This window comes from Pantoea sp. DY-15 (assembly GCF_019795935.1).
Taxonomy (GTDB): Bacteria; Pseudomonadota; Gammaproteobacteria; order Enterobacterales; family Enterobacteriaceae; genus Pantoea; species Pantoea leporis.
The window spans coordinates 467,090-491,567 of the sequence record NZ_JAIMIF010000005.1 but is presented as its reverse complement, the minus strand read 5'-3'; the positions used below and the strand labels follow the sequence as shown (position 1 = coordinate 491,567).

Below are 24,478 nucleotides of genomic sequence, written 5' to 3'. Positions count from 1 at the left end.
CCGCTCCTTTATTCTGTCGGCTTATCCTGGACTGCATCATTGGCAAACTCAACCCTGGGAACATCAGGGATCTGATCCTGCCAGCCAAACTGCTCAAGCATCTGCTGCCAGACGCGATCCAACCCGGCGCGAATCACTAAGGGCTCGCCGGTAACGGGATGGGTAAAGCTGAGTGCGCTGGCGTGCAGCATCAGGCGATTTAGGCCAAAATGTGCCGCCGCACCGCGATTCTGGCGCAGATCGCCGTGCGCGCTGTCGCCAATAATTGGATGACGCAGATGCACCATGTGGCGACGCAGCTGATGTTTACGCCCGGTGTGCGGCGCCATCTCCACCAGCGTATAGCGCGCGGTGTTATAGCGGCTGATGGCGACCGGCATCTCAACGTGTGCCAGCGCCTGGTAATCTGTCACAGCCGGTTGGGCAACAGGTTCCTGGGTGGCAAATTTGTCGGCAATCTTATCCAGCTCTTCCACCAGCGGATAATCCAGCGTCGCGCCGCCTTCCAGCCAGCCGCGCAGCACCGCATGATAGGTTTTCTGCATCTGGTGCTGTTCAAACTGCTGCGCCAGTAAATGGGCGACTTCACTCGATAAGGCCATCAGCAACACGCCGGACGTTGGGCGATCGAGGCGGTGCACAGTAAACACATGCTGGCCAATCTGATCGCGCACCGTTTGCATCACCACCACTTTTTCATTGCGATCGAGCCAGCTGCGATGCACCAGCCAGCCGGCCGGCTTATTCACCGCGACCAGCCACGCATCTTGATAAAGGATTTCGAGCATTAGGCGGAAGGTTCCTGGAACAGCGCATCAAACTTGTTGAGCGTCAGCAATAGCACCGCATAGCCCGGCGTGTCGGCTGGCAATGCGACTTCATAATAGGGAGCGATGGCAAAATTCTGCGGCAACGGCGCGCCGCTTTCGAGCAGCGCATAAAAACGTGGCATGAATACCCATTGCAGCCATTGCAGCGGCTCCATGGTATCAAGACAGAAAGGTTCGGTACTGGCGAAGGCGCCCGCCTCGGGCGATTGTGACTGCCAATGGCCGTGTTCACGCATCACCGCTTCGACCTGCTGCAGGCGCTGAAAAATCATTTGCGACGACATGCGCCACCTCCAGAGAAAAATTGGGCGGCAAGCATACCATCAGTCACGCCCGGCGTAAAAATGGCATAAAAAAGGGAGCACTGTGATTACAGTGCTCCCGGTTTTCGTTTGCAGCATTCCAGCTACTGCTGTGCTCCCTGCTCATCCATGACAACTTTTCCTGCGCTTTCCGTCGCTTGTCATCATGACATTGGTCCTTAGCATCCTGGCCCACCACGTTCCGCGTGGCTCTCATTCTCCGTCCTGGAGGTGTCCTTTATACTCAATCCTGAGTGTCCTGCTTCGTCCTGAAGCCTTCCTTGTGCCGTAAACTCCGTTACGTTCCCGCCTCATGGCTGACATTCTCCTGAACGTCTCTTAATCCCCAGCATCCTGCCAGTGGTGACTATTCTCCCAGAAACCATCGCAATAACAAGCCAGTAAGAAGCGTTAATGGATTGAGTCCTGTCTTAATTTTCAGATTGATGCCATAAGTTCATGATTCACAATATTTTTACATTTAGGGCTGCCGCAAGTCTGCGCAATGATCTAGCGATCTCTCACACGTAACGTGAGAGATCTCTCACAAATCGCAGCCTAAAAATCTGCAAATCACTGAGTAACCGGTTGTAAAGCATTAAGAAAATTCTCAACCGATATTGCCAGGACTTCACGCTTTTTAGTGCCAGGCTCCTCAATAATGACCTCGCCGGTAAGATTGCACAGCGCAATCACATCATTCTCTGAGTCGGTGGTGGCAATAAACAGCGTTGGCGCTTGTCTTAAGCGGCGCTTCATAACCAAATGACCAATCAGGTTTTCCTGCAGGCGAGTGAAATCCGCTTCACTCCATACCTGCAGCAGGGTAATCGGCTGCTGTTCAAAGGTTGCCGTCATATCACCTGCAAACTGGCTGGTATAAAACGCACTGATTTCTGGTTGCAGTTGCAGATCCAGCGCACGCTCTACCGCTTCAAGCGTGGCCGGTAACGTAAACGGCTGCGGCTGCCACAACACGCGGTCATCCAGCGTGCTGATAATGCAGTCGGAGGGCACGCCAAGCAGATCGGCGCTGGCGGGAAAATGTCCGGTTTGTTGCTGCCAATGTTCAACGTAGCGGGCGGTAAACTCACGCAGAGCATCTACGGTTTGCTGCATCATTCATATTCTCGCAAGTGTTAGGTTACACTTAACCACTTTGATGAAATTTAGTGGTAACTGTTATGTCTTCTGAAAACCGGGATCAGGCATTAAGCGGCCTGACCTTAGGTAAGCCCACGGCTTATGTTGATCGCTACGATAACACGCTGCTGCAATCCGTGCCGCGCAGCCTTAACCGTGAGCCGCTGGGGCTGTATCCCGATAGTCTGCCGTTTACTGGCGCAGATATCTGGACGCTGTACGAACTCTCCTGGCTCAACAGCAAAGGCGTTCCGCAGGTGGCGGTGGGCGAAGTGGTGCTTAGCGCCGATAGCCAAAACCTGATCGAGTCGAAGAGTTTCAAGCTCTATCTTAACAGTTTTAATCAGACAGTTTTCGCCGACTGGGGCGAAGTGCGCCAGACGCTGGAGCGCGATCTCAGCGCCTGCGCGAAGGGTCAGGTCAGCGTGGCCCTGTTTCGTCTCAGCGAAGTGGAAGGCCAGCCGATCGGCCACTTCAGTGGCGAAGTGATTGATGAGCAGGATATCGAAATCCACGATTACGCCTTCAATGCGGATTATCTCGCGCAGGCTGCAGGCCGCGAAATCGTTGAAGAAACGCTGGTTAGTCATCTGCTGAAATCGAACTGCTTAATCACCAATCAGCCCGATTGGGGCTCGGTGATGATTCGCTACAAAGGCCCGCGTATCAATCGAGAAGCGCTGCTGCGTTATCTGATCTCATTCCGTCAGCATAATGAGTTTCATGAGCAGTGCGTTGAGCGCATTTTCAACGACGTTCAGCGATTTTGTCAGCCAGAAGCCCTGAGCGTCTATGCACGTTACACCAGGCGCGGCGGTCTGGATATCAATCCGTGGCGCAGTAACGTGCCCTTCTCTCCGGGATTTTCTCGCCTGGTTCGCCAGTAATAGTTTGCGAGACGCCTCGCAGGCCGCTGCACGGATGCGCGGTTCCCCTTGAGCATTCACAGCGGACAACGTTACTCTGTTGAAGGCGCGATCGAAGCATGCGCGACCAGGGATTTTCGTCGCTGCGTTAATAAGTTAAGCGCAGCGTCATCAGCCACGCATTTGCGTGTAAAGGAGTTCTCTTGATTACACATATCAGCCCGCTTGGCTCGATGGATCTGCTCTCCCAGCTTGAAGTCGACATGCTGAAGCGCACCGCTAGCAGCGACCTTTATCAGCTGTTTCGTAACTGTTCTCTTGCGGTACTCAACTCCGGTAGCCAGACCGACAGCAGCCAGGAATTGCTTTCGCGTTTTGAAAACTTCGACATCAACGTGTTGCGCCGTGAGCGCGGTGTGAAACTGGAGCTGATCAACCCGCCGGAAGAGGCATTTGTTGATGGCCGGATTATTCGTTCGCTGCAGGCAAACTTGTTTGCCGTGCTGCGCGACATTCTGTTTGTAAACGGACAACTGGCGGCAACAGAACGCTACCAGAACGAGGAGCCGGAAGACTCTGCGCATATCACCAATCAGGTGTTTTCGATTCTGCGTAACGCGCGTGCACTGCACATCGGCGAATATCCGAATACCGTGGTGTGCTGGGGCGGCCACTCAATCAATGCGGTGGAATACCAATATTGCCGCAACGTCGGCACACAAATGGGCCTGCGCGAACTCAACATCTGTACCGGTTGCGGACCTGGCGTGATGGAAGCACCGATGAAAGGCGCGGCGGTGGGTCATGCGCAGCAACGTTATCATGACAGCCGTTTTATCGGCCTGACTGAACCCTCAATCATTGCCGCCGAGCCACCGAATCCGCTGGTCAATGAGCTGATCATCATGCCGGATATCGAAAAACGCCTTGAAGCCTTTGTGCGTATCGCCCACGGCATTGTGATCTTCCCTGGCGGCGTGGGCACCGCAGAAGAGCTGCTCTATCTGTTGGGTATTCTGATGAATCCGCACAACAGCGATCAGGTATTGCCGCTGATTCTGACCGGACCCAAAGAGAGCGCCGACTACTTCCGCGTGCTGGATGATTTCATCGTCAACACCTTGGGCGAAGCCGCACGCAAGCACTACAAAATCATCATTGATGATGCCGCTGAAGTGGCGCGTCTGATGAAAAAAGCCATGCCGCAGGTGAAAGAGTATCGCCGCGAAACCGGCGATGCCTACAGCTTCAACTGGTCGATTCGTATCGCACCCGAATTGCAGGTGCCCTTCCTGCCGACGCACGAGAATATGGCAAACCTGAAGCTTTTCCCGGATCAGCCTGCCGAACTGTTGGCGGCGGATCTGCGTCGCGCCTTCTCCGGTATTGTGGCGGGTAACGTGAAAGAGATCGGGATTCGTGAAATTCGCGAGAAAGGCCCGTACAAACTGCACGGCGATGCCAATCTCATGCACCGCATGGACGAACTGCTGCAGGGCTTTGTTGCGCAGCAGCGCATGAAGCTGCCGGGCAGCGCCTACACGCCTTGCTACGAAATCATCAAATAACCCATCAGGAAGGCAGCCTGCGGGCTGCCGCTATCGCTATGTCGCTTCATCTTCTTATCATTGATGCACTCAATCTGATTCGCCGTCTGCACGCTGTTCAGGGTTCGCCATGCCGCGACAGCTGCGTTGCCGCCTTGCATCAGTTATTGGGACATACACAACCCACGCACGTGGTGGCGGTGTTTGATAGCCATGAGCGTCAGCCCGGTTGGCGCCATCAGCTATTACCGGATTACAAAGCGGGTCGCCCACCGATGCCGGAGGATTTGCATCTGGAGATGCCCGCGTTGCAGGACGCCTTCCGCGCAGTAGGCGTGAGCTGCTGGGTGGCCGATTTAGACGAAGCCGATGATCTCGCCGCCACGCTGGCGGTGAAAATGGCTGACGCCGGTCATCAGGCAACCATTGTCTCGACCGATAAAGGTTATTGCCAGCTGCTGGCACCCAACATTCGTATTCGTGACTATTTCCAGAAGCGCTGGCTGGATGTGCCTTTTATCGAGCAAGAGTTTGGCGTAACGCCCGCCCAGTTGCCCGACTATTGGGGATTGTGTGGTATCAGCAGCAGCAAAATTCCCGGCGTGCCCGGCATTGGCCCGAAAAGCGCCCGCGAGTTGTTGATGCAGTTTGGCTCGCTGGATGCGATCTATCAGCAATGGGATCAGGTACCAAGCAAGTGGCAGGGAAAATTGCAGGAACAGCGGGAAATTGCAGAAATTTGCCGGAAAGTCTCGACGTTAAAGCGGGATTTGGTATTGCAGGGCAATCTCAATACTTTGAGATATCAAACGAAATAGCGGTCGCCATAAATGGCGCCCCTACAACAATGTCCTGCGAAATAATTTGCGCTACAGCAAGGCGGCAAGTGCGAGAGTCCCCGGGAGCATACATCAGTATGTGACCGGGGCGAGCAAGCGCAGCCAACGCCGCTGTAGTGCAAAGTATGAAGCAGGACCGCTGTAGCGGAAAGTACGAAGCAGGACTAGCGCTCGTCGCGACGGCCGCCAACCGCCGCCCACAGTCGACGTACGTGAACGGTGACTTCTTCGCGGTCGTGATACAGCTGACGCGCCTGAATCTGGGCATTAATGCCCTGCGCTTTCAGCGCGTCATCAATCATCGCCAAGTTCTGCGTCACTTCTTCGTAGCGCTTTTTCATAGGCAGCTTGAGGTTGAAGATCGCCTCACGGCACCAGCCGTTCACCAGCCATTCGGTCATCAGGCTCGCTACGCGCACCGGTTTTTCCACCATGTCGCACACCAGCCAACTGATATTGGTACGCGGCGGACGGAATTTAAAACCATCTTCGCGGCAGTGCGTGACTTGTCCGGTATCCATCAGGCTTGGTGCCATCGGGCCGTTATCCACCGCAAAAACCCACATGCTGCGTTTCACCAGTTGATAGGTCCAGCCGCCAGGGCAAGCGCCGAGATCGACGGCGTACATGCCGCTGGCTAAACGCTCATCCCACTCATCCGCAGGCACAAACACGTGAAACGCCTCTTCCAGCTTGAGCGTAGAACGGCTCGGCGCATCGGAGGGGAATTTCAGGCGCGGAATGCCCATGTAGAATGGCGAGTTGTTTTCCGGCAGCGAAAAGCCGACGTAACAGGTGCCCGGCGCGATAAAGAACACGTGCACCACTGGACGCTTCGGCGTTTCGTAATTAAGCAGGATTTTGCTTTCACGCAGGCTGGCACGCAGCGGCACGGTTAATTTACGGCAGAACTTGGTGAGCTCTTTCGCTTCATTGGTATCCGGCACTTCAACCCGCAGTTCACCGCCCTTCTCCACCACACCGGTCAGCATGCCGACAATCGGCGTGATGCGGTCTTCTGGTGGCAGATCGCGCAGCAACTCTCCCACCACCAGCATCTGCCGCGCAAAGATCAGTTCGGCAAACGGCAGCGTTTGGATCAGCTTTTCAGCATCTTGCTGCTGATAGCACTCAAACAGCACGTAACCCGAGTCATCTTTGACACGCGGGAAGCCGTAAATCTCGCGCTCAGCCGCTTTCGCGCTGATTTCTGCCGCGCACTCTTTCTCAAATCCTGGACGGCAATAGAGTAAAACTTTATTCATGGCGATCTGCCTTTCGTTTCAGACGCAGTGCGCCAATCAACATCAAGAACCAGCCAATAAGGAAGCACAAGCCTCCAACTGGCGTAACAAAAACCCAAAACTTCATGTGCGACAGCGCCAGACAATAGAGACTGCCACTGAACAACACGGTACCGAGCGCCATCGCGGCGCTACTCCAGTAAAACCAGATATTGGCGCGACGCAGCATAGCGGCACCCAGGCCAATCACCGCCAGCGTGTGATACGCCTGATATTCCAGGCCGGTATGTATCCACGCCATTTCGGCTGGGCCGAGCGATTTGCTCAGCACATGCGCGCCGAAAGCACCAAACGCCACCAGCAGAAATCCACTAATGGCAGCAAAAACAAACATGGCACGACTGGACATTAAACAATCCTCAAGGTAATGCGCACATCACTGTGCAGCCAGCAACGCATTAGTGATCGTAGCGAAAGCGGAATTTTTCTTGTTCATTGGCCGCTTTTTCCAGGATCCACTGACGAAAGGCGGCTATTTTACCCAGTTCTGCCTGGCTGTCATGACAAACCAGATAAAAAGCATTTTTACTGACCAATACGTCATTAAAAGGACACACCAGACGACCGGCTTCAATTTCACTCTGCGCCATCACATTATTCGCCAGCGCCACGCCCTGACCATGAATTGCCGCCTGTAATACCATGGCGCTGTGGCTGAAGATCGGGCCCTGTTGCACATTAATGTGCTGCACGCCCAGCTGACGCGTATAGGATTGCCAGTCGCGGCGCGATGCATCATGCAGCAGCGTGCAATGCACCAAATCGGCCGGCGATTTGAGTGGATTATCGCCCGTCAGCAACATCGGTGAGCAGACCGGCAGCAAATATTCGGCATACAATTTCTCAACCCTAAGGCCTGGCCAGTTGCCGCGACCGTAGAAAATCGCCACGTCAACATCGTCCGCCAATTTCTCCTCATCACGGTCCACCGCCTGGATACGCACGTCGATGCCCGGATAAGCCATATTAAAGCTGGAAAGGCGAGGCACCAGCCACTGAATGGCGAAACTCGGCAGCAAACTGACGGTCAGCGCACCCTTAGCGCTGCGCGCCTGCAACTTGCGCGTCGCATCGTTCAGGGCGGAGAAAATCTCCTTAATATCTAAATAGTAGCTTTGACCGTCTTCTGTCAGTAAAAGCGAACGATTCCTCCGGCGGAACAGCTTTAGACCGAGGAAATCTTCCAGAGATTTGATCTGATGGCTGACAGCAGCCTGGGTAACAAACAGCTCTTCAGCGGCTTTGGTGAAGCTCAAATGACGGGCAGCAGCATCGAAGACGCGTAAAGCATTAAGCGGCGGAAGGCGTTTAGACATGGTTTTCCGTATCCGGATTGACAAGGTAATACTTCAACTTATACAAAGTCGCTACGTATTAGTTTTTTTAATCCGAGACATTATAATTTGTCCGTTGAGGAAGCTCCAGCAAATACCTATAGTTGCCGCACTTCCTGAGCCGGAACGAAAAGATTTCTGGAAACGTGCGAGAGATCGCAGACTTTTGGAGAACTTTTGGCTTGTGGTCGTGATGTTGTGTTTGCATTTTGATCTGACGCTTGCAGATCAAGCTTTTAATTCCTGTAGATTTACCCTGTCTGTCCATAGTGATTTTAAATAGCACCGCAAATTGCGGTGCTTTTTTTTATATCTTTACTGCCCCATCTCCACCATCTCTTTGACGTCAGAGCGGTTAATCTGCTGCTTGTTGCCATTGGCATCCTGATAGCTGATCATACCGGTTTCGTCATCAACTTTAGGTTTGCCATCGGCGACGATGGTGCGACCATCGTTAGTGTGCATCACGTAATTGCTGGAACAGGCGGACAGGGTAAAGGCCAGAGTACACACGGCCAGCACTGCGGTGAGTTTATTCATCTTCTATCTCCTTGCAGATTGATTGCATTAAACCACCCGCATGCGCTCACCAAAGGTAGCGCCAGTGAAATCGACTATGAATAGCGACGCGTTATGCGGGTTTCGGTTCAAACCTTGCAATAATTAGCATAACGCGCTTTTCCAGCTTTGCCAGGCAACGGGCCAGCTTTCAGCCTGGTCCTAACATGATTAACAGTGGGCTGAGTATGACCATTTTTTCTCCAGGCGCCTTTCGCCAGCAGTTTCCCGCGCTGAGCGATGCCGGTATCTACCTTGATAGCGCGGCCACTGCGCTCAAGCCGCAGGCGGTGATCGACGCAACGGCACAGTTCTACAGCTTAAGCGCTGGCACCGTGCATCGCAGCCAGTTCGCTGCCGCCCGCGCATTAACGGAAAAATACGAACAGGCGCGCGGATTAGTGGCGCGCTGGCTCAATGCTGCGGACGATCGGCAGATTGTCTGGACGCGCGGCACCACCGAAGCTATCAATCTGGTGGCGAACAGCTGGGTGGCCCCGCGACTGCAGGCTGGCGATGAAATCGTGGTTAGCGAAGCCGAACATCACGCCAATCTGGTGCCGTGGCTGATGGTGGCAAAAGCGGCGGGCGCGAAAGTGGTGAAATGGCCGCTGGGCACCGATCGTTTGCCGGATATCGCGCAGCTGCCAGCACTGCTCAATTCACGCACCCGATTGCTAGCCGTTGGCCAGATGTCGAACGTCACCGGCGGCTGTCCGGATCTGGCGCAGGCGATCCGTTTAGCCCATGACGTCGGCGCCAAAGTGATGGTCGATGGTGCACAAGGCATGGTGCACTGCCCGCCGGATGTACAGGCGCTGGATATTGATTTCTATGCTTTTTCCGGCCATAAGCTTTACGGTCCAATGGGCATTGGCGTGCTGTATGGCAAAGCGGAATTGCTGGAAGCGATGGATCCGTGGCAAGGCGGCGGCAAGATGCTGACGCAGGTCGATTTTAACGGTTTCACACCGCAGCCGGTGCCGTGGCGTTTTGAAGCCGGAACGCCTAACGTTGCGGGCGTGGTGGGTTTAAGTGCCGCGCTGCAGTGGCTGGCGCAGCATGATGGCAAAAAGGCCGAAATGTGGAGCCAGCAGCTGGCGAGCCTCGCCGAGGAGCAACTGAGCGAGATCCCCGGTTTTCGCAGCTTCCGCTGTGGCAATGCCAGCCTGCTGGCGTTTGATATTGCCGGCATTCACCACAGCGATATCGTTACGCTGCTCGCCGAGCATGGCATCGCATTGCGCGCCGGGCAGCACTGTGCGCAGCCGCTGATGGCGGCGCTGGGCGTCACCGGCACGCTGCGCGTTTCGTTCGCCCCCTATAATAATTTGCAGGACGTGGATGCGCTGGTGCGCGCCATGCGCCATGCCGTCGACTTACTGAGTGAATAAGCCCATGACATCAACCCTGCTCGCCCCGCATCCGTTCGGCGATCTGATTACCGCCGCCAGCCTGACGGAAAAATTCACCCATTTTCATCAGTGGGAAGATCGCTATCGTCAGCTGATCCAGCTCAGCCGCCAGCTGCCTGCGTTAGCGGAAGAGTTAAAGACGCCAGATATTGAACTCACGGGCTGTGAAAATCGCGTGTGGCTTAGCAGCCAGTTGCTGAACAACGGCACGCTGCACTTTTATGGTGACAGCGAAGGACGCATCGTGCGCGGATTGCTGGCGGTGTTATTGACGGCGGTGGAAGGCAAAACGCCAGCCGACTTGCTGCAGCAAGATCCGCTGGCGTTGTTTGATACGTTAGGTCTGCGCGCACAGCTCAGTGCGTCGCGCAGCAGCGGTTTACAGGCGCTGGCGGATGCGGTGCAACGCGCTGCACGTCAGCACGCTCAGGCCGTTTGACGCGCCGCCTTCGCCAGAAACTTCTTCAATGCATGAGACACCGCCACAAACCCGAACGTGGCGGTAACCATGGTCGCCGCGCCAAATCCGGCGGCACAATCCATGCGTTTCGGGCCTTCTGCGGTGGAGCGTGAAGTGCACACGCTGCCGTCCGGCTGCGGATACATCAGCGCTTCCGTCGAGAATACGCAGTCGATGCCGAGCTTGCCTTTACTGTTCTTCACCACGTTAAAATCCCCTTTCAATCTCTCACGCAGCTTGGCCGCCAGCGGATCCTGAATGGTTTTTGCCAGATCGCTCACCTGGATCTGCGTGGGATCGATCTGGCCGCCCGCGCCGCCGGTGGTTATTAGCGGGATCTTGTTGCGACGACACCAGGCGATCAACGCGGCTTTGGGGCGCACGCTGTCAATCGCATCAATCACGTAGTCAAAACCCGCCGATAACAGTTCAGCGGTATTTTCCGGCGTGATGAAATCATCGATGCAGATCACTTCGCATTCCGGATTGATGGCGCGCATACGTTCCGCCATCACTTCGGTTTTCGCCTGGCCCACTTTGCCCTGCAGCGCGTGAATCTGGCGGTTGGTATTGGTGATGCAGACATCGTCCATATCAATCAGGGTGATTTTACCGATGCCGGTGCGCGCTAAGGCTTCCGCCGCCCACGAACCCACGCCGCCAATACCGATCACGCAAAAGTGCGCGTCGGCAAAACGCTGCAGCGCGTCCTGGCCATAGAGACGCGCCGTGCCGCCAAAACGTTGTCGCCAAGCGTCGCTTACTACTGTCATAACCAAACCTTTCCGGGAAAACGGGACATTAATTAGAACCTAACAGCAGCGAACCGTTGTTGCCATTTTGTGGGTTGCTAAACAGCGGCTGACCGGTGCCCGGCGCGGCTTTCAGCACCCAGACGCGGCCATAATGGTTGTAGAAGCCGGCCAGATGCGCCGCATCCGGGCCAACGCCCTGATAGATATCGAAGTGCTGGCCTTTAATCGCGCCACCCACGTCTAACGCCACCATCAGACGCATTTCATATTTGCCATTAAACTTGCCCTTCTCGTTCAGTTGCGGCACTTCGGCTAACAGCACGGTTCCGGCCGGAATCAGTGAACGATCGGAGGCAACGGAAGCCTTGGCAATCAGCGGCACCGCGCTGGCACCGCGCACCGGCACATACTCTTCCGGTTTAAAGAAGACAAAGGATTGGTTGGTTTCCAGCACCGAACGCACTTCCTGTGGCGAATGCTCTTGCGCCCACTGACGAATCGCCTGCATCGACATATCTTCGCGCTTCACTTCACCGCGATCGATCAGCTCTTTACCGATGCTGTGGTAAGCCCAGCCATTTTTGCCGCCATAACCAAAGAAGCGCAGCGGACGACCATCACCAAAATCAACGTAGCCGCTGCCCTGCACATCCATCATGAAGTTATCGATCAGCGAGTTGCTGTAGGCAATGATGTAGCGATCGTCGAGCCCACCATTATAGATAGAAGCGCGGCTCGGCAGTTTCTGTCCACGCGGACGCGGTGGCATACGATAAATCGGATACTGGAACTCGCCCTGACGGGTATAACGCGCTTCCACAACCGGCGTGTAGTAACCGGTGAACTGCACGTTGCCGTAATTGTCAGTGCCTTCCATCTGATAAGCATTCAAACCAAACTGGTTGAGCTGGCGCGTATCCGCGCCGGACAGCAGCCAGTTTTGCACTGCGCTGTAAGTACCGTTGTTGCGCCCGAACAGGCCGGATGAGGCGGTTTGAATCTGCACCACCTGATCGCTAAAGTCTTTGCCGTTCACCGGACGCCCTTTAGCATTCGGTTGGTTGACCAGCCCAAGCGGTTGCTCCAGCTTGCCATCGATATACTGTTGACCGCGGTCGGTCGGTTTAGAACTACAGCCCGCTAGCAGCGCGATAAATGCGCCAGTAAGTGCATACTTCGCCCAATGTCCTTTCATAACCTTCTCTTTTTATCGATTGTTTGCCCGGCGACGATAGCAAAGGGGCAGAGAGAATGAAATCTGCCATAAGCGGTCACGCTCACATCTGTACAATAATCCACCCAATGGCGAGTTAATTCATCAACTGACTGTAAATTTGGCGTTTTGTCTCAAAAAGGGGTTGCATCGCCGCGCGTCCAGAGTATAGTGCGCATCCACGGACGCGGGGTGGAGCAGCCTGGTAGCTCGTCGGGCTCATAACCCGAAGGTCGTCGGTTCAAATCCGGCCCCCGCAACCAATTCTTCTTAAATGAAGAGACAATGTGAAGTGTCGTGTAACGCGTCAGTCGGACGCGGGGTGGAGCAGCCTGGTAGCTCGTCGGGCTCATAACCCGAAGGTCGTCGGTTCAAATCCGGCCCCCGCAACCAATTGTCTTAAGAAGAATACAATGTGAAAAGTCGCTTAATGCGACAGACGGACGCGGGGTGGAGCAGCCTGGTAGCTCGTCGGGCTCATAACCCGAAGGTCGTCGGTTCAAATCCGGCCCCCGCAACCAATCATTTAAACACCTTAACGGGTGTTTTTTTGTTTCTGGCGTCCGGAAAAAAGCGGCATTGCTGCCGCCCTCCTCAGCGGTGCGCTAGTGCCGCACCCTTATCAAAATACGCCTTAATCCCATGCAGAATCGCCTCAGCCACCTGATGCTGATAGCGCGCCGTGCGCAGCTTGCGCTCCTCTTCGACATTACTGATAAACGCGGTTTCCACCAAAATCGAGGGAATATCCGGCGCTTTCAGCACCGCAAATCCCGCCTGATCGACGGTGCGCTTGTGCAGGTGATTGATATGTCCCATGCGTGACAGCACTTCTTTACCAAACTTCAGGCTGTCGCTGATGGTTTGCCGCTGCACCATGTCGAACATGGTGTGGTCGAGATAACGATCGCCGCTCATGCTGACGCCGCCAATCAAATCGGCTTCATTCTGCGTTTGTGCGAGGAAGCGCGCCGCCGCTGAGGTAGCGCCGCTGGTCGAAAGGGCAAACACCGACGAACCGCGCGCGGCCCGACTGGTGAAGGCATCAGCATGGATCGAAATAAACAGATCCGCACGCTGCTTTCGCGCCTTCGCCACGCGGACACGCAGCGGGATAAACACATCCTCATTGCGCGTCATATAAGCTTTCATGTTGCGCTCTTTGTCGATCAACGCCTTCAGATAGCGACCGATCTTCAACACGATATCTTTCTCACGCGTTTTGTATTTGCCATGCGCGCCGGGATCTTCACCGCCATGGCCAGGATCGATCATGATGATAATCGGTCGATCGCGCCCCGCTTTGCCCGGCAGCGCCGCCTGCACCGGCTGATCGCGTTCTAAATCGCCCTGATTGTAATTCTGCAGTAATGCCAGTAGCGGATCCTCTTCCCGTGATTGCTGATTAGGATAGAGATCGACCACTAAGCGATGCTTGATACCTGCCACTGGCGCAAGAGTAAATGTCTTGGGCGCAATGCTGCGCTTGAGTTCCAGCACCAGTCGCACCGTGTTAGCGTCAAACTGACCGACGCGTGCGGTTTTGATATAGGGATCGTCCACGCGCACCAGCTTATCGACTCCTTTCAGGACCGGGTTGATGTGCATATTTTCGATGTCAATAACCAGACGATCGGGATTACTCAGCGTGAACTGTTTGTACTTGAGGGGAACATTTGATTCCAGGGTTACGCGGGAGTAAGTCGATGAGGGCCAGATGCGCACCGCCACAATATGCTGGCTGGCAGCCAGCCCGGTACGCGTCACGCTTAGCATTAATAATGCGCCAGCGCCCTGTAATAATCGTCGTCGTGTAAAAGCTTCGGACATGCCGCTCCAACTGCTGTGTTATGTCTAAAAAATCATCACTCGATGGCAAGAAAGTGAAAACTTTACTCGATGAGAATTGTCTTGTCTTGCCGGAAAAACCAGATAATGCAGTCTGTTAGCGCGTGTTGCATCATGAAAATCGTAAAGTAACGTCAGGCCCGGCGCTTGCAATAAAGAGTAAAAGAGCATAAAAATACGAAAATTACGAATAAACATGCATAGAGGGCTTTGCCGTGAAGGAACGCAGTACAGAACTGGTTCAGGGTTTTCGCCACACCGTTCCCTATATAAATACCCATCGTGACAAGACGTTTGTCATCATGTTGGGTGGCGAAGCCATCGAGCATGAGAACTTCTCAAGCATCGTTAATGACATCGGTCTGCTGCATAGCCTCGGCATTCGCTTAGTGGTGGTTTATGGTGCGCGTCCGCAGATTGACGCCAGCATGGCCCAGCAACAGCTGGAACCGATTTACCACAAACATACGCGTGTTACCGATGCGCAATCGCTCGAGCTGGTAAAGCAGGCCGCCGGTCGTTTACAGCTGGATATCACCGCGCGTCTGTCGATGAGCCTCAACAACACGCCGCTGCAAGGCGCGCACATTAACGTAGTGAGCGGCAACTTCATCATTGCGCAGCCGCTGGGAGTGGATGATGGCGTTGATTACTGCCACAGCGGGCGTATTCGTCGTATTGATGAGGAAGCGATCCATCGTCAGCTGGATAACGATGCGATTGTGCTGCTCGGTCCGGTAGCGGTTTCTGTGACCGGCGAGAGTTTTAACCTGACGTCGGAAGAAGTGGCGACGCAGCTGGCAATTAAATTGAAGGCCGAGAAGATGATTGGTTTCTGCTCCGAGCAGGGCGTGACCAATCGCGAAGGCGCGATTATTTCTGAATTGTTCCCGAACGAAGCCCAGGCGCGCATCGACGAAATGGAGAGCGACGGCGATTTCCTCTCTGGCACCGTGCGTTTCTTGCGTGGCGCGGTAAAAGCCTGCCGCAGCGGCGTGCGTCGCAGCCACCTGATCAGCTATCAGGAAGATGGCGCGTTGCTGCAAGAACTGTTCTCGCGTGACGGTATCGGTACCCAGATTGTGATGGAGTCGGCCGAGCAGATTCGTCGCGCCAACATTAACGATATCGGCGGTATTCTCGAGCTGATTCGCCCGCTGGAGCAGCAAGGGATTCTGGTGCGTCGTTCCCGCGAGCAGCTGGAGATGGAGATTGATAAGTTCACCATTATTCAGCGCGATAACCTGACCATCGCTTGTGCCGCGCTCTATCCGTTCCCGGATGAGCAGATCGGTGAGATGGCTTGTGTGGCGGTGCATCCGGATTATCGCAGCTCGTCGCGTGGCGAACTGCTGCTGGATCGCGTGGCGTTGCAGGCGCGTCAGATGGGGCTGAAGAAGCTGTTTGTGTTAACCACGCGCAGCATTCACTGGTTCCAGGAGCGCGGTTTTACGCCGGTGGATATTGAGTCTCTGCCAGAGAGCAAAAAGCAGATGTATAACTATCAGCGCCGTTCAAAAGTGCTGATGGCGGATTTGGGGTAAGTGCGGTTGGTGTGATTGGCAAGGTCGCCATGAATGGCGACCCTACAAAAACCGTTCATATCGACCACACGAAACCATTCCCGTAGGGTCGGCATTCATGCCGACCTGGCCGATTACCGCACCATCCCCTATGACCGCATTCATGCCGACCTTGCACATCACCGCACCATCCCCTATGACGGCATTGATGCCAACCGGTTTTACTCCCCGCTCAATCGCTCCAGCAGTCCGCTGCGACGCTGGGTACGCAACTGCACGGCACGGCGGAACACGCCGTCATCGCTGTACAACGTCAGCTGCTTACGCGCGCGGGTAATTGCGGTATAAATCAGTTCGCGCGTTAACACCGGCAGAAACTGCGCCGGCATCACCAACGCCGTGTGATCAAACTCCGATCCCTGCGATTTATGCACCGTCATCGCCCACGCGGTATCGTGCGTTGGCAATCGGCTCGGTTGCACCGCCTTGATGCTGCCATCCGGCAACGGGAAGAACACCTTCAGCAGACCTTCCTCATCAAACAGCGTAATGCCGATATCGCCGTTAAACAGGCCCAGCGCGCTGTCGTTACGCGTCACCATCACCGGACGTCCCTGATACCAGCGACTGCCGCCGGTTGGACGACGAATCAGCTGCAGCTGCATCAGCTTCTGCTCAATACGCTGATTCAATCCCTGCACGCCAAACGGCCCTTCACGCAGTGCGCACAGCAGCTGATATCGGCCAAACGCCGCGATAATCTCAGCAGGATCAGCGCGTTGGCGAATGAGTGTCAGGAACGGCTGATAACCGGCGGCAATCTCTGTCAGCATCGCCTGATACGCATCAGCATCCTGCAAAGGTTGACGGGTGATATCGCTGAAACCAGCCTTGAATGCGGCTTCAACCGCCTTTGCATCACCGGCGTTAACCGCTGCGGCCAGTTGGCCAATGCCGGAGTTGGCGTCAAAGCGGTAGCTTTTACGCAGCAGGCAAATCGCGTCGCGTACCGCGGGTGCGCTGCTGTCATCGATGCCCGCCACCTCGCTGCCGGTGAGCTCGCTTAGCTGCGTAGCGCGCATTGGGCTGTAACCGGCTTCGGCACAGCGACAGATATCACCGAGCACTGCGCCCGCTTCCACCGATGCCAGCTGATCGCGATCGCCGAGGAACACTACGCGCGCCTGCGCTGGCAATGCGGCAATCAAATTCGCCATCATGCCGAGATCGACCATTGAGGCCTCATCCACCACCAGCACATCCAGATGCAGCGGATTCCCGGCGTGATAGCGCAGGCGCTGCGTTTCCGGCTGCGCGCCTAACAAGCGGTGCAGCGTGGTGGCATCAGCCGGAAAGCGCTGCCGCTCCGCCTCGCTCACCGGCAGCTTTTGCAGCGCCTTGCCCAGCGATTCGGTGAGACGCGCCGCCGCTTTGCCGGTGGGTGCAGCCAATTGAATACGTAACGCGCCTTCACTGAGACGGATCAGCGCCGCCAGCAGTTTTGCCACCGTGGTGGTTTTGCCGGTGCCGGGACCGCCCGAGATCACCGCGGTTTTCTGCGTCAGTGCCACCGCAGCCGCAATCTTTTGCCAGTTATCCGGCTCGCTGCCAAACAGCTGATCCAGCACTTGCCGGACCTGTTCAGGCGCAAAAGGCTGTGCTGTTGACTGTGACTGAAAGAAGCGTGCCACCTGCCCTTCGTTGTGCCAAAGGCGATGCAGATAGAGACGATCTTCGCTCAGCACGATGGGTGCCGCTTGCTCGCTGCTACTCAGCGCCGACCAGCCGGCTAAAATTGCCGGCCAATCCTGCGGTTCGCCTGCCGCTTGCCAGATAGCCTGCGCCAGCTCCGCATGACGCCCTTTAAACAGGTTGTCGCGGCTCAGCTGTGATAACGGCAAACAGACATGCCCATCTCCCGCTTCCGCGCTCAGGCAGGCCGCCAGCAGCAAACGCGCCGGTTGATCATCATCAGCCAGCAGTTGAGCGAACTGGACATCCAGCGAGCGCAGCAAACGCAGCTCAGCCGCCTGTGCTAAAAGCGCGGTCATACCGCTCATGCTGTCGCTCCCGGCCCGCGAAACAGGCTATCCAGTTGTGAAATGAAGTCGAAGGTGGGACGGGTATGAAACACGCCGTTGTCTGGCGAGCTGCCGTCCATGCCACGCAGGAAGAGATAAAATACGCCGCCGAAATGCTGCTCATAATCGTAATCCGGCACGCGATGTTGTAAATAGCGGTGCAGCGCCAGTGTATAGAGCTGGTACTGCAAATCGTAGCGGTGGTCGATCATCGCCTGCGCCATTGCCTGCGGCGTATAAGCTTCATGGCTGTCACCGAGCCAGTTGGATTTATAATCCAGCAGGTAATATTTGCCCTGCCAGCGGAACACCAGGTCGATAAAGCCTTTCAGCATGCCCTGCACCTGACGGAAATCGAGCGGCGGAGCCTGCGCCGATAACGCATCCTGAGTAATCAACGCGCTCAGTTCACGCGCGGTCAGCACATTGTCAATTGGCAGATAGAATGCCATCTCCACCAAACGATCGCTGCTCTGCACCTGCGCCAGATGAATACCCTGCGCGTTAAGTGGCGTGCTCAATACACGCCTGATCCACGTACTGAGCATCGGCTGCCAGTGCAGCGGATAGCCGTTTTGCTGCAGATGTTGCGCCAGCTTCTCCTCGGAGGGCGGCTGCGGGAAATCCAGCGATTCGAACAGCTCATGCAAAAACGTTCCCGGCGCAGCACCGCGCGGGAAGTGATGGGGCGTGAGCGCCGCTTGCCCTTCCTCTTCCCGATCCTCTTCGCCGGCTGCTTCCACATCGAAATTCGGCATCACCTCAAGCAGACGGTGAGAACTGTGCTGCTGCAAACCGGAATAACTGGTGACGCGCCACGGATCGGCCAGCACACGCGTTACGCTTCGCGCCCCCAACTCGCTATCGGCGACCGCCTCAACCTGCCAGCGCTCGGCTTGCATATCTTCAGCCAGCACCACCTCGGTGCCCGCCGCGTCCATGTTATGCAGCAACGCGCCGAGCTGTTCGGCCGTTGCCGCTACACCGCGCTGCAACAGAAAACCGAGCGCGCTTTTATGCAAATCGCTCTCGCCCTCTTTCTTGCGCGTGCCGCGAAACAGCGGTGCCACGCCGACGCTGCAGTGATAGATCGAACGGGTCAACGCCACGTAGAGCAGGCGCAAATCCTCCGCCAGACGCTCCTGTTCGGCCAGCGCCAGGCTCTCTTCGTCGGCTTGCAGGTCCAGGACCGCGTTAAAGCTCTCACGATCGTGATAAAGCGCGGTATCCGCCTCGCGAAAACCGGCGGCGAATGGCAGCCACACTAACGGATATTGCAACCCTTTAGATTTGTGGATGGTGACAATCTGCACCAAATGACGATCGCTCTCCAGACGCAGCTGCTGGCTGGCAGACTGGCTGTCCGGGCGCGCGATCTGCTGTGCCAGATGACGCACCAGCGCATGTGGGCTATCCAGCTGCGCAGCCGCTTCCTGCAGCAGTTCACCGAGATGCAGTAAATCCGTCAGACGACGCTCGCCGTTCTCCGATGCCAGCAGATTTTCCGCCAGCTGACGCTCCAGCATCATCTCGCGCAGCATCGGCAAGACGCCACGCTGCTGCCACACCAGCTGCCAGCGGGCAAAGGTATCCACCAGTTCATCCCAGCCGCGCGCGTCCTGATCCAGCGCATCCAGCTGCGAGGCATCAAAAGCAAACAGCGAGGTTGCCAGCGCGGTGCGCAGCATACGCTCCTGCTCCGGCGCCAGCACCGCTTGCAACAGCCATAACAGCTCACGCGCTTCCGGCGTGGTGTAAACGCTGTCGCGATTCGACAGGTAAACCGACGGAATACCGAGCAGATTGAGTGCTTCGCGAATCAGGTTAGCTTCGTTACGGCTGCGCACTAACACAGTGATGTCAGAGGCTTGTACCGGCCGCAAATTGGGCGCTTTGCCCAGCATCGCGTGCTGCTGCTGCCCGGCCTGCAACCAGCGACTGATATCGGCCGCACACTGCTGCGCCATACGTTGTTGATAATCCCCAACGCTGCAGCCTTCGCCCGGCTGCAGCCAGAAGCGTAACGCCGCTTGCTCAACCTGATCGATACTGAGCGACAGTTGCTGGTTGGGAGGCGCAAACTGCACCGGCTGGAACGGGATCTCAGCGAACAGGAAGGGCGCGTCGAGGCGCGCAAATAGTTGGTTAACGCTGTTGACCATCGCAGGCGACGAGCGCCAGTTGGTATCCAGCGTGTAGTGCGCACTGACTTCACTGCGCGCGCGGATATAGGTAAAAATATCCGCGCCACGAAAGGCGTAAATCGCCTGTTTGGGATCGCCAATCAACAGCAGCGCATGCGCTGGCTGATTGATATAAAGCGTGCGGAAAATACGGTATTGCAGCGGATCGGTATCCTGGAACTCATCAATCAACGCCACCGGGAAACGCTGGCGAATCGCCTGAGCCAGTTGCTCACCGCTCGGCTGCTGCAGTGCTTCGTCGAGGCGGCTCAGCAGGTCATCAAAACCCAACAGTGCCTGCTGACGTTTCTCTTTGCGCACCGCAGCGCGCACCTCTACCAGCGCACGCGCAATCACCAGATCGCGCAGCGACAGCGGCTGAGCAAGGAAAGTGTCGATGGCGTCAAACACACTGTGATGCGGCGGACTGCCCTTTTTGGTCTTCTCTTCAAGCATGCGCTGACCGAAGCGCGCCAGTTCGGCGGGCACCTGATAATCACGCGTTTCGCTCTGCGCCCAAAAGCTGACTTTATTGACCCAAACCGGCAAATTCTTGCTGCTATAGCTGCGCTTATCCACGTCAGATTGCCCCACCAGCGTCAGCACTTCGTCACCCACCGTCAGCCATTGCGCTTTAATCGCGGCGATACGCGCCAGGTTTTCGCTGTGGCGCGAAGCCAGGGTTTCACTGTCGGCAGGCGGCAGACGCAGGCTGGGCGATTCGCCCTGCAACCACGGACGCAAGGTGGAAAGCAACTGCTCCGGGCCGCTCCATTCGCTGACAATCACTCGCGCGACATCCAGCGTCAGCGGATAGCAGTGACGACGCCAGAAATCGGCAGTCGCCTGGCGCAGCAACAGCTGTTCATCCTCAATCAGCTGCTGTTCAAACAGCATGCCGGACTCAAAGGCGTTGAGATTCAGCATGCGCTGGCAGAAGCCGTGGATGGTGAAGATGGCGGCTTCATCCATCTGTCGTTCAGCGGCCAGCAGCAGCGAAGCCGCATCGGCGGGCTGTGGAATCTCCTGCAGCAGCTGCATCAGCATCGGGTTGCCGCTGACGCCGCGCAGGCAGGCCAGCCGCAGCTCGTGAATGTTGGCGCGTATACGCCCGCGCAGTTCAGCGGTCGCGGCCTCGGTAAAGGTCACGACCAGAATCTCTTCTACCGACAGCGGGCGCGAATAAGCATGTTGTCCGCCCAATCCGAGTAGCAGCCTTAGATAGAGCAGGCCGATGGTGAAGGTTTTGCCGGTGCCGGCTGAGGCCTCAATCAGACGCTCACCGCGCAGCGGCAGCGTCAGAGGATTGAGCGATTCAGGTAGCAGACTCATTGGGCATCACTCTTCACGGGCAACGACTGCTGCAGCTTCTGAACTTCATCCCATGTGGTCCAGCCCGGCAGCTGGGCGTAGTCATCTTTGGTCGCGCCATCATGGCTGCCACCGATCTGCGAAATCATCGCCATGCCTTGCTGCGCTAAAACCGCCTGATGGAAGAAGTCGGCCAGGCCGGCTGGCGTCAGCTGCTGAATTTGCTCAATCGCTTTTTCACGCGTATCGAAGGCAAAGTTCTGACGTTTAAAGTCACGGTTAAAGCGGTTCGCCTCTTCATCCAGCGTTTGCGGACGCTGCTTCATATCGTTGATCAGCGCCTGCTGATACTGGGCGAAATCCTCTGCTTTCATGCTGCGCAGACGCTGTTCAGCCTGCGGATAAAATGCCTGGAAGCGTTGCAGTAAAAAGGCCGGCTGCTTGCTGTTACTTTGCAGCAGGAAACCGATGCCCCACTGGCGTCCGATCGGCATCTGGTAAGCAAACACCGCATAGCCGAGTTGCTCTTCGGTGCGCAACTGGTTGTAGAACCAGGGTTGAACGATCTGGCTCAGCATGGTGCTGTTGGCCATGCTTTGATATTCGCTGTAGCCCAACGGCACATACAGCGCGGCCAGCGCCGAATCAGTACTGCTGCCGGCTTTCTGCAGATTGGCCTTCATTGCTTTATCCACCGCCACATAATCACTGTGCCAGTAGCCGTGACCATCGCTGTGCAACTGTTGCTGCAGCTCATCGCCGAGCTGTTTCACGCGCACTGCAGAGAGATTGCCCACCACCATCATCTCCGGGGTTGCATGATGAATCAGCGCATCGCGGTAATCGGTGACCTGTTTCAGCGTGATGTCTTTCACCAGATTGCGGCGCGTTTCACGTTGGGTGTAAGGCAGCTGCGACAACATCTGCATCGGCTGAATCGCCTGCTCAAACGCTTTGCCCTTCTCAGCCGCTTCCAGTCGATCCAGATACCAGGATTTGGCCTGCTCCAGCTGCTGCTGGTCCGGCGTAAAGGTGGCGTAACCCTCCACCAGCTTCTTCAGCAATTCCGGCAGACGTTGGGTAAACCCGCTGGCGCTAAACACGATGCCATCATCTTCCCCGGTGGAGAAACTGATGCCGCCAACCGAAGCCTGCGAATTCAATTCATCCAGCGCCAGGCTGGAGAGATAGTCATTCAACCCAAACAGCACCTGCTGGCGCGCGTCGCTGATCGCCGATTTATTGCGCAGCGCTAAGGTAATAGCGGCTTTCGGTTCGCTGGCAAACTGCTGACTTGGCATCCAGTAAATACGCATGCTGTCGCCATTGGTCAGTGCGACTGGATGATCGTAGGTTTTGCCATCGGAGGGGATAAGGGCGAAATCCGACGGAATGTAGGGATTCAGCGTGGGCATCGACAGCTGGAGCTGCGCGGCACGTTGCTGCCAGTCGCTAATTTGGGCGTCGCTGATTTTGTCCACCTGATAGGGCGCATTCACAAAGTAGGCTTCTTTGTTATGCGGCTCCTGCGGACTGATGTACCAGATGCGCGCGTTCTGCGGCGTCATTTCGTCGAGACGCGTTTTGATTGCCGCGGGATCGAACTGATCGGCCAGATAAGGCGCATCCAGCGTGTGTTCAACCGGCACCCGCAGCATGGTATCCACCAGCCATTCGATGTAATCCATATCACGGGTAATCGATGGGTAACGGAAATCCAGCGCCAGCACGTGGGAGACTTCATCGAAGTACGCTTTGCTGATGCCTTTACTGCGCAGCATATCGAGATAGTTAAACACCGCAGCGACCACTTCATCGCGCTGCGCCAGACCTTTGTCGGTTAACGACACGCTGATAGCGAAGACGCCGCTGTTGCGTTCGGTCATCGGGTCAGCACCGGCGCTGACACCGTCCGCCAGCCCCTGTTTTTGCAGCCAGTCGTTGAGGGTGTTTTTACTGCGATTGCCCAGAATGTAGCTGATCAGCGTATCAGTTTTGCTGCGGAACTGACCGCTGTTGTTCGGGATGCGGAACTCAATTTTCAACTGCTTGCGCGGCTGTGCGGGCACGTAATGGATAATGATGCCCTTCTGCGCGTCGGTCACTACCGGCACGTCAATCTCTGGCACCGTCGTTTGATGATTAGCCACACGACCAAAGGTTTTTGCCGCAATGTCGGCCATCTCTGGCAGCGGCTTGTTGCTGTAGATCACCGCCTTCATCAGATTGGCGGAGTAGTGGCTGTGATAAAAATCGGTCAGCGCCTGATGCAACTTGCTGTCCGGCTTATCGCTCAACGTATCAAGGTTGCCACCGGAGTAGCGCGAGCCGGGATGCGCAGGATTGAGAGTTTCAGCGCCCACCTGCGCCATGCGCAAGCCATCGCGTGAGCGAGCCATGGTCAGTTCTGCGTTAACCGCATGGCGTTCACGATCGGCATTAACCGGATCGAGCAGCGGTTCAGCAATCGCATCGGCCAGTCGGTCTACCGCTGGCTGCAACGCACTGTTTTCCACTTCCAGATAGAACGCCGTACGATACGACGCGGTGCTGGCATTGTGGCTGCCGCCATTTTTTTTCAGGAATTCGGCGAGGTTATCAGGCTGCGGATAACGCTTTGAGCCCATTAACACCATGTGTTCGAGATAGTGCGCCAGACCCAGCTGCTGATTAGGATCATCCAGCGAACCGATCGGTAAGGTCAGCGCCGCCAGTGATTTAGGCGCTTCGGCATCCGAGACCAGCAGCACGGTCATGCCGTTATTTAACGTAATCGCCTGGTAACTGCGTGGATCGTGATCGCTTTTACGAATGGTGTCATTGATGGCTTGCCAGCCGCGATCGGTATCGGCAAAGGCATTCAGCGCTAACGTGCTCAGCAGCAGCGCTCCAATCCAGCGTGCGTAAATCCGCATTTAAACCCCTTACGTTACCCTTTTCCGCTGGCTGTGTGCCCAGCGGTGAAA

At 56.0% G+C, this 24,478-nt stretch carries 19 protein-coding genes and 3 tRNA genes; 9 read left to right on the top strand and 13 right to left on the bottom strand.

Going from position 1 to position 24,478, the window contains the following annotated elements; translation table 11 throughout:
- Positions 1-8: 8 nt before the first annotated feature.
- The 3 genes from truC to syd form a co-directional block, all read right to left on the bottom strand.
- Complete coding sequence (gene truC / locus K5Y32_RS19960; RefSeq protein WP_222185568.1) at positions 9-788, bottom strand: tRNA pseudouridine(65) synthase TruC; 780 nt, start codon at positions 786-788, stop codon at positions 9-11.
- Positions 788-1,114, bottom strand: coding sequence for a YqcC family protein (locus K5Y32_RS19955; protein WP_101762014.1), 327 nt, complete (start codon positions 1,112-1,114; stop codon positions 788-790). The genes truC and K5Y32_RS19955 overlap by 1 nt, the downstream gene beginning before the upstream one ends.
- A gap of 591 nt (positions 1,115-1,705) precedes the next feature.
- A complete protein-coding gene (syd, locus tag K5Y32_RS19950; RefSeq protein ID WP_222185567.1) occupies positions 1,706-2,254 on the bottom strand; it encodes a SecY-interacting protein in 549 nt (182 codons plus the stop codon).
- Between the two features lie 62 nt (positions 2,255-2,316).
- Here syd and queF point away from each other — a divergent pair, with 62 nt between their 5' ends.
- From queF to xni, 3 genes are all read left to right on the top strand, one after another.
- On the top strand, positions 2,317-3,162 hold the full coding sequence (queF, locus tag K5Y32_RS19945; RefSeq protein WP_222185566.1) for an NADPH-dependent 7-cyano-7-deazaguanine reductase QueF: 846 nt from the start codon (positions 2,317-2,319) through the stop codon (positions 3,160-3,162).
- A gap of 182 nt (positions 3,163-3,344) precedes the next feature.
- Complete coding sequence (gene ppnN, locus K5Y32_RS19940) at positions 3,345-4,709, top strand: nucleotide 5'-monophosphate nucleosidase PpnN (protein ID WP_101762010.1); 1,365 nt, start codon at positions 3,345-3,347, stop codon at positions 4,707-4,709.
- A gap of 38 nt (positions 4,710-4,747) precedes the next feature.
- Complete coding sequence (gene xni, locus K5Y32_RS19935; protein WP_222185565.1) at positions 4,748-5,506, top strand: flap endonuclease Xni; 759 nt, start codon at positions 4,748-4,750, stop codon at positions 5,504-5,506.
- 185 nt (positions 5,507-5,691) lie between these two features.
- Here the strand turns inward: xni and rlmM are convergent, their stop codons facing one another.
- The 4 genes from rlmM to K5Y32_RS19915 form a co-directional block, all read right to left on the bottom strand.
- Positions 5,692-6,792: a 23S rRNA (cytidine(2498)-2'-O)-methyltransferase RlmM gene (gene rlmM / locus K5Y32_RS19930; RefSeq protein ID WP_222185564.1), complete on the bottom strand. Its 1,101-nt coding sequence runs from the start codon at positions 6,790-6,792 to the stop codon at positions 5,692-5,694.
- A complete protein-coding gene (locus tag K5Y32_RS19925; RefSeq protein WP_008109570.1) occupies positions 6,785-7,180 on the bottom strand; it encodes a DUF423 domain-containing protein in 396 nt (131 codons plus the stop codon). The genes rlmM and K5Y32_RS19925 overlap by 8 nt, the downstream gene beginning before the upstream one ends.
- Positions 7,181-7,229: 49 nt before the next feature.
- Positions 7,230-8,147 carry a transcriptional regulator GcvA gene (locus K5Y32_RS19920; protein ID WP_222185563.1) on the bottom strand — a complete coding sequence of 306 codons (918 nt, stop codon included), beginning with the start codon at positions 8,145-8,147 and terminating at the stop codon, positions 7,230-7,232.
- Between the two features lie 333 nt (positions 8,148-8,480).
- Positions 8,481-8,705, bottom strand: a complete 225-nt coding sequence (locus tag K5Y32_RS19915) for a YgdI/YgdR family lipoprotein (RefSeq protein ID WP_008109575.1) — start codon at positions 8,703-8,705, stop codon at positions 8,481-8,483.
- Between the two features lie 206 nt (positions 8,706-8,911).
- On the opposite strand from K5Y32_RS19915, the gene csdA reads away from it, so the two are divergent.
- Both csdA and csdE read left to right on the top strand, forming a co-directional pair.
- Complete coding sequence (gene csdA, locus K5Y32_RS19910) at positions 8,912-10,117, top strand: cysteine desulfurase CsdA (protein WP_222185562.1); 1,206 nt, start codon at positions 8,912-8,914, stop codon at positions 10,115-10,117.
- A gap of 4 nt (positions 10,118-10,121) precedes the next feature.
- Positions 10,122-10,577, top strand: coding sequence for a cysteine desulfurase sulfur acceptor subunit CsdE (csdE, locus tag K5Y32_RS19905; RefSeq protein WP_110867956.1), 456 nt, complete (start codon positions 10,122-10,124; stop codon positions 10,575-10,577).
- Here csdE and tcdA read toward each other — a convergent pair.
- Both tcdA and mltA read right to left on the bottom strand, forming a co-directional pair.
- Positions 10,565-11,371 carry a tRNA cyclic N6-threonylcarbamoyladenosine(37) synthase TcdA gene (gene tcdA / locus K5Y32_RS19900; RefSeq protein ID WP_176973561.1) on the bottom strand — a complete coding sequence of 269 codons (807 nt, stop codon included), beginning with the start codon at positions 11,369-11,371 and terminating at the stop codon, positions 10,565-10,567. The two genes, csdE and tcdA, sit on opposite strands and share 13 nt — an antisense overlap.
- Before the next feature lie 28 nt (positions 11,372-11,399).
- Complete coding sequence (mltA, locus tag K5Y32_RS19895; protein WP_101762003.1) at positions 11,400-12,548, bottom strand: murein transglycosylase A; 1,149 nt, start codon at positions 12,546-12,548, stop codon at positions 11,400-11,402.
- A gap of 204 nt (positions 12,549-12,752) precedes the next feature.
- On the opposite strand from mltA, the gene K5Y32_RS19890 reads away from it, so the two are divergent.
- The 3 genes from K5Y32_RS19890 to K5Y32_RS19880 all read left to right on the top strand — a co-directional run bounded on the left by K5Y32_RS19890 (position 12,753) and on the right by K5Y32_RS19880 (position 13,087).
- Positions 12,753-12,829 (top strand) — tRNA-Met (locus K5Y32_RS19890).
- A 53-nt stretch (positions 12,830-12,882) separates the two neighbouring features.
- Positions 12,883-12,959, top strand: a tRNA-Met gene (locus K5Y32_RS19885).
- Positions 12,960-13,010: 51 nt separating this feature from the next.
- Positions 13,011-13,087 (top strand) — tRNA-Met (locus K5Y32_RS19880).
- 73 nt (positions 13,088-13,160) lie between these two features.
- On the opposite strand, the gene amiC is transcribed toward K5Y32_RS19880, so the two are convergent.
- On the bottom strand, positions 13,161-14,396 hold the full coding sequence (gene amiC / locus K5Y32_RS19875; RefSeq protein ID WP_222185561.1) for an N-acetylmuramoyl-L-alanine amidase AmiC: 1,236 nt from the start codon (positions 14,394-14,396) through the stop codon (positions 13,161-13,163).
- A 233-nt stretch (positions 14,397-14,629) separates the two neighbouring features.
- Here amiC and argA point away from each other — a divergent pair, with 233 nt between their 5' ends.
- Positions 14,630-15,958, top strand: coding sequence for an amino-acid N-acetyltransferase (gene argA, locus K5Y32_RS19870; RefSeq protein ID WP_007891884.1), 1,329 nt, complete (start codon positions 14,630-14,632; stop codon positions 15,956-15,958).
- 200 nt (positions 15,959-16,158) lie between these two features.
- Here argA and recD read toward each other — a convergent pair whose 3' ends face one another.
- The 3 genes from recD to ptrA are packed head-to-tail and all read right to left on the bottom strand — an operon-like array spanning position 16,159 to position 24,427.
- On the bottom strand, positions 16,159-17,997 hold the full coding sequence (gene recD / locus K5Y32_RS19865) for an exodeoxyribonuclease V subunit alpha (RefSeq protein WP_222185560.1): 1,839 nt from the start codon (positions 17,995-17,997) through the stop codon (positions 16,159-16,161).
- Positions 17,994-21,533, bottom strand: a complete 3,540-nt coding sequence (recB, locus tag K5Y32_RS19860) for an exodeoxyribonuclease V subunit beta (RefSeq protein WP_222185559.1) — start codon at positions 21,531-21,533, stop codon at positions 17,994-17,996. Before recB ends, recD begins: the two co-directional genes overlap by 4 nt.
- Positions 21,530-24,427, bottom strand: coding sequence for a pitrilysin (gene ptrA / locus K5Y32_RS19855; protein WP_222185558.1), 2,898 nt, complete (start codon positions 24,425-24,427; stop codon positions 21,530-21,532). Before ptrA ends, recB begins: the two co-directional genes overlap by 4 nt.
- Positions 24,428-24,478: the final 51 nt, after the last annotated feature.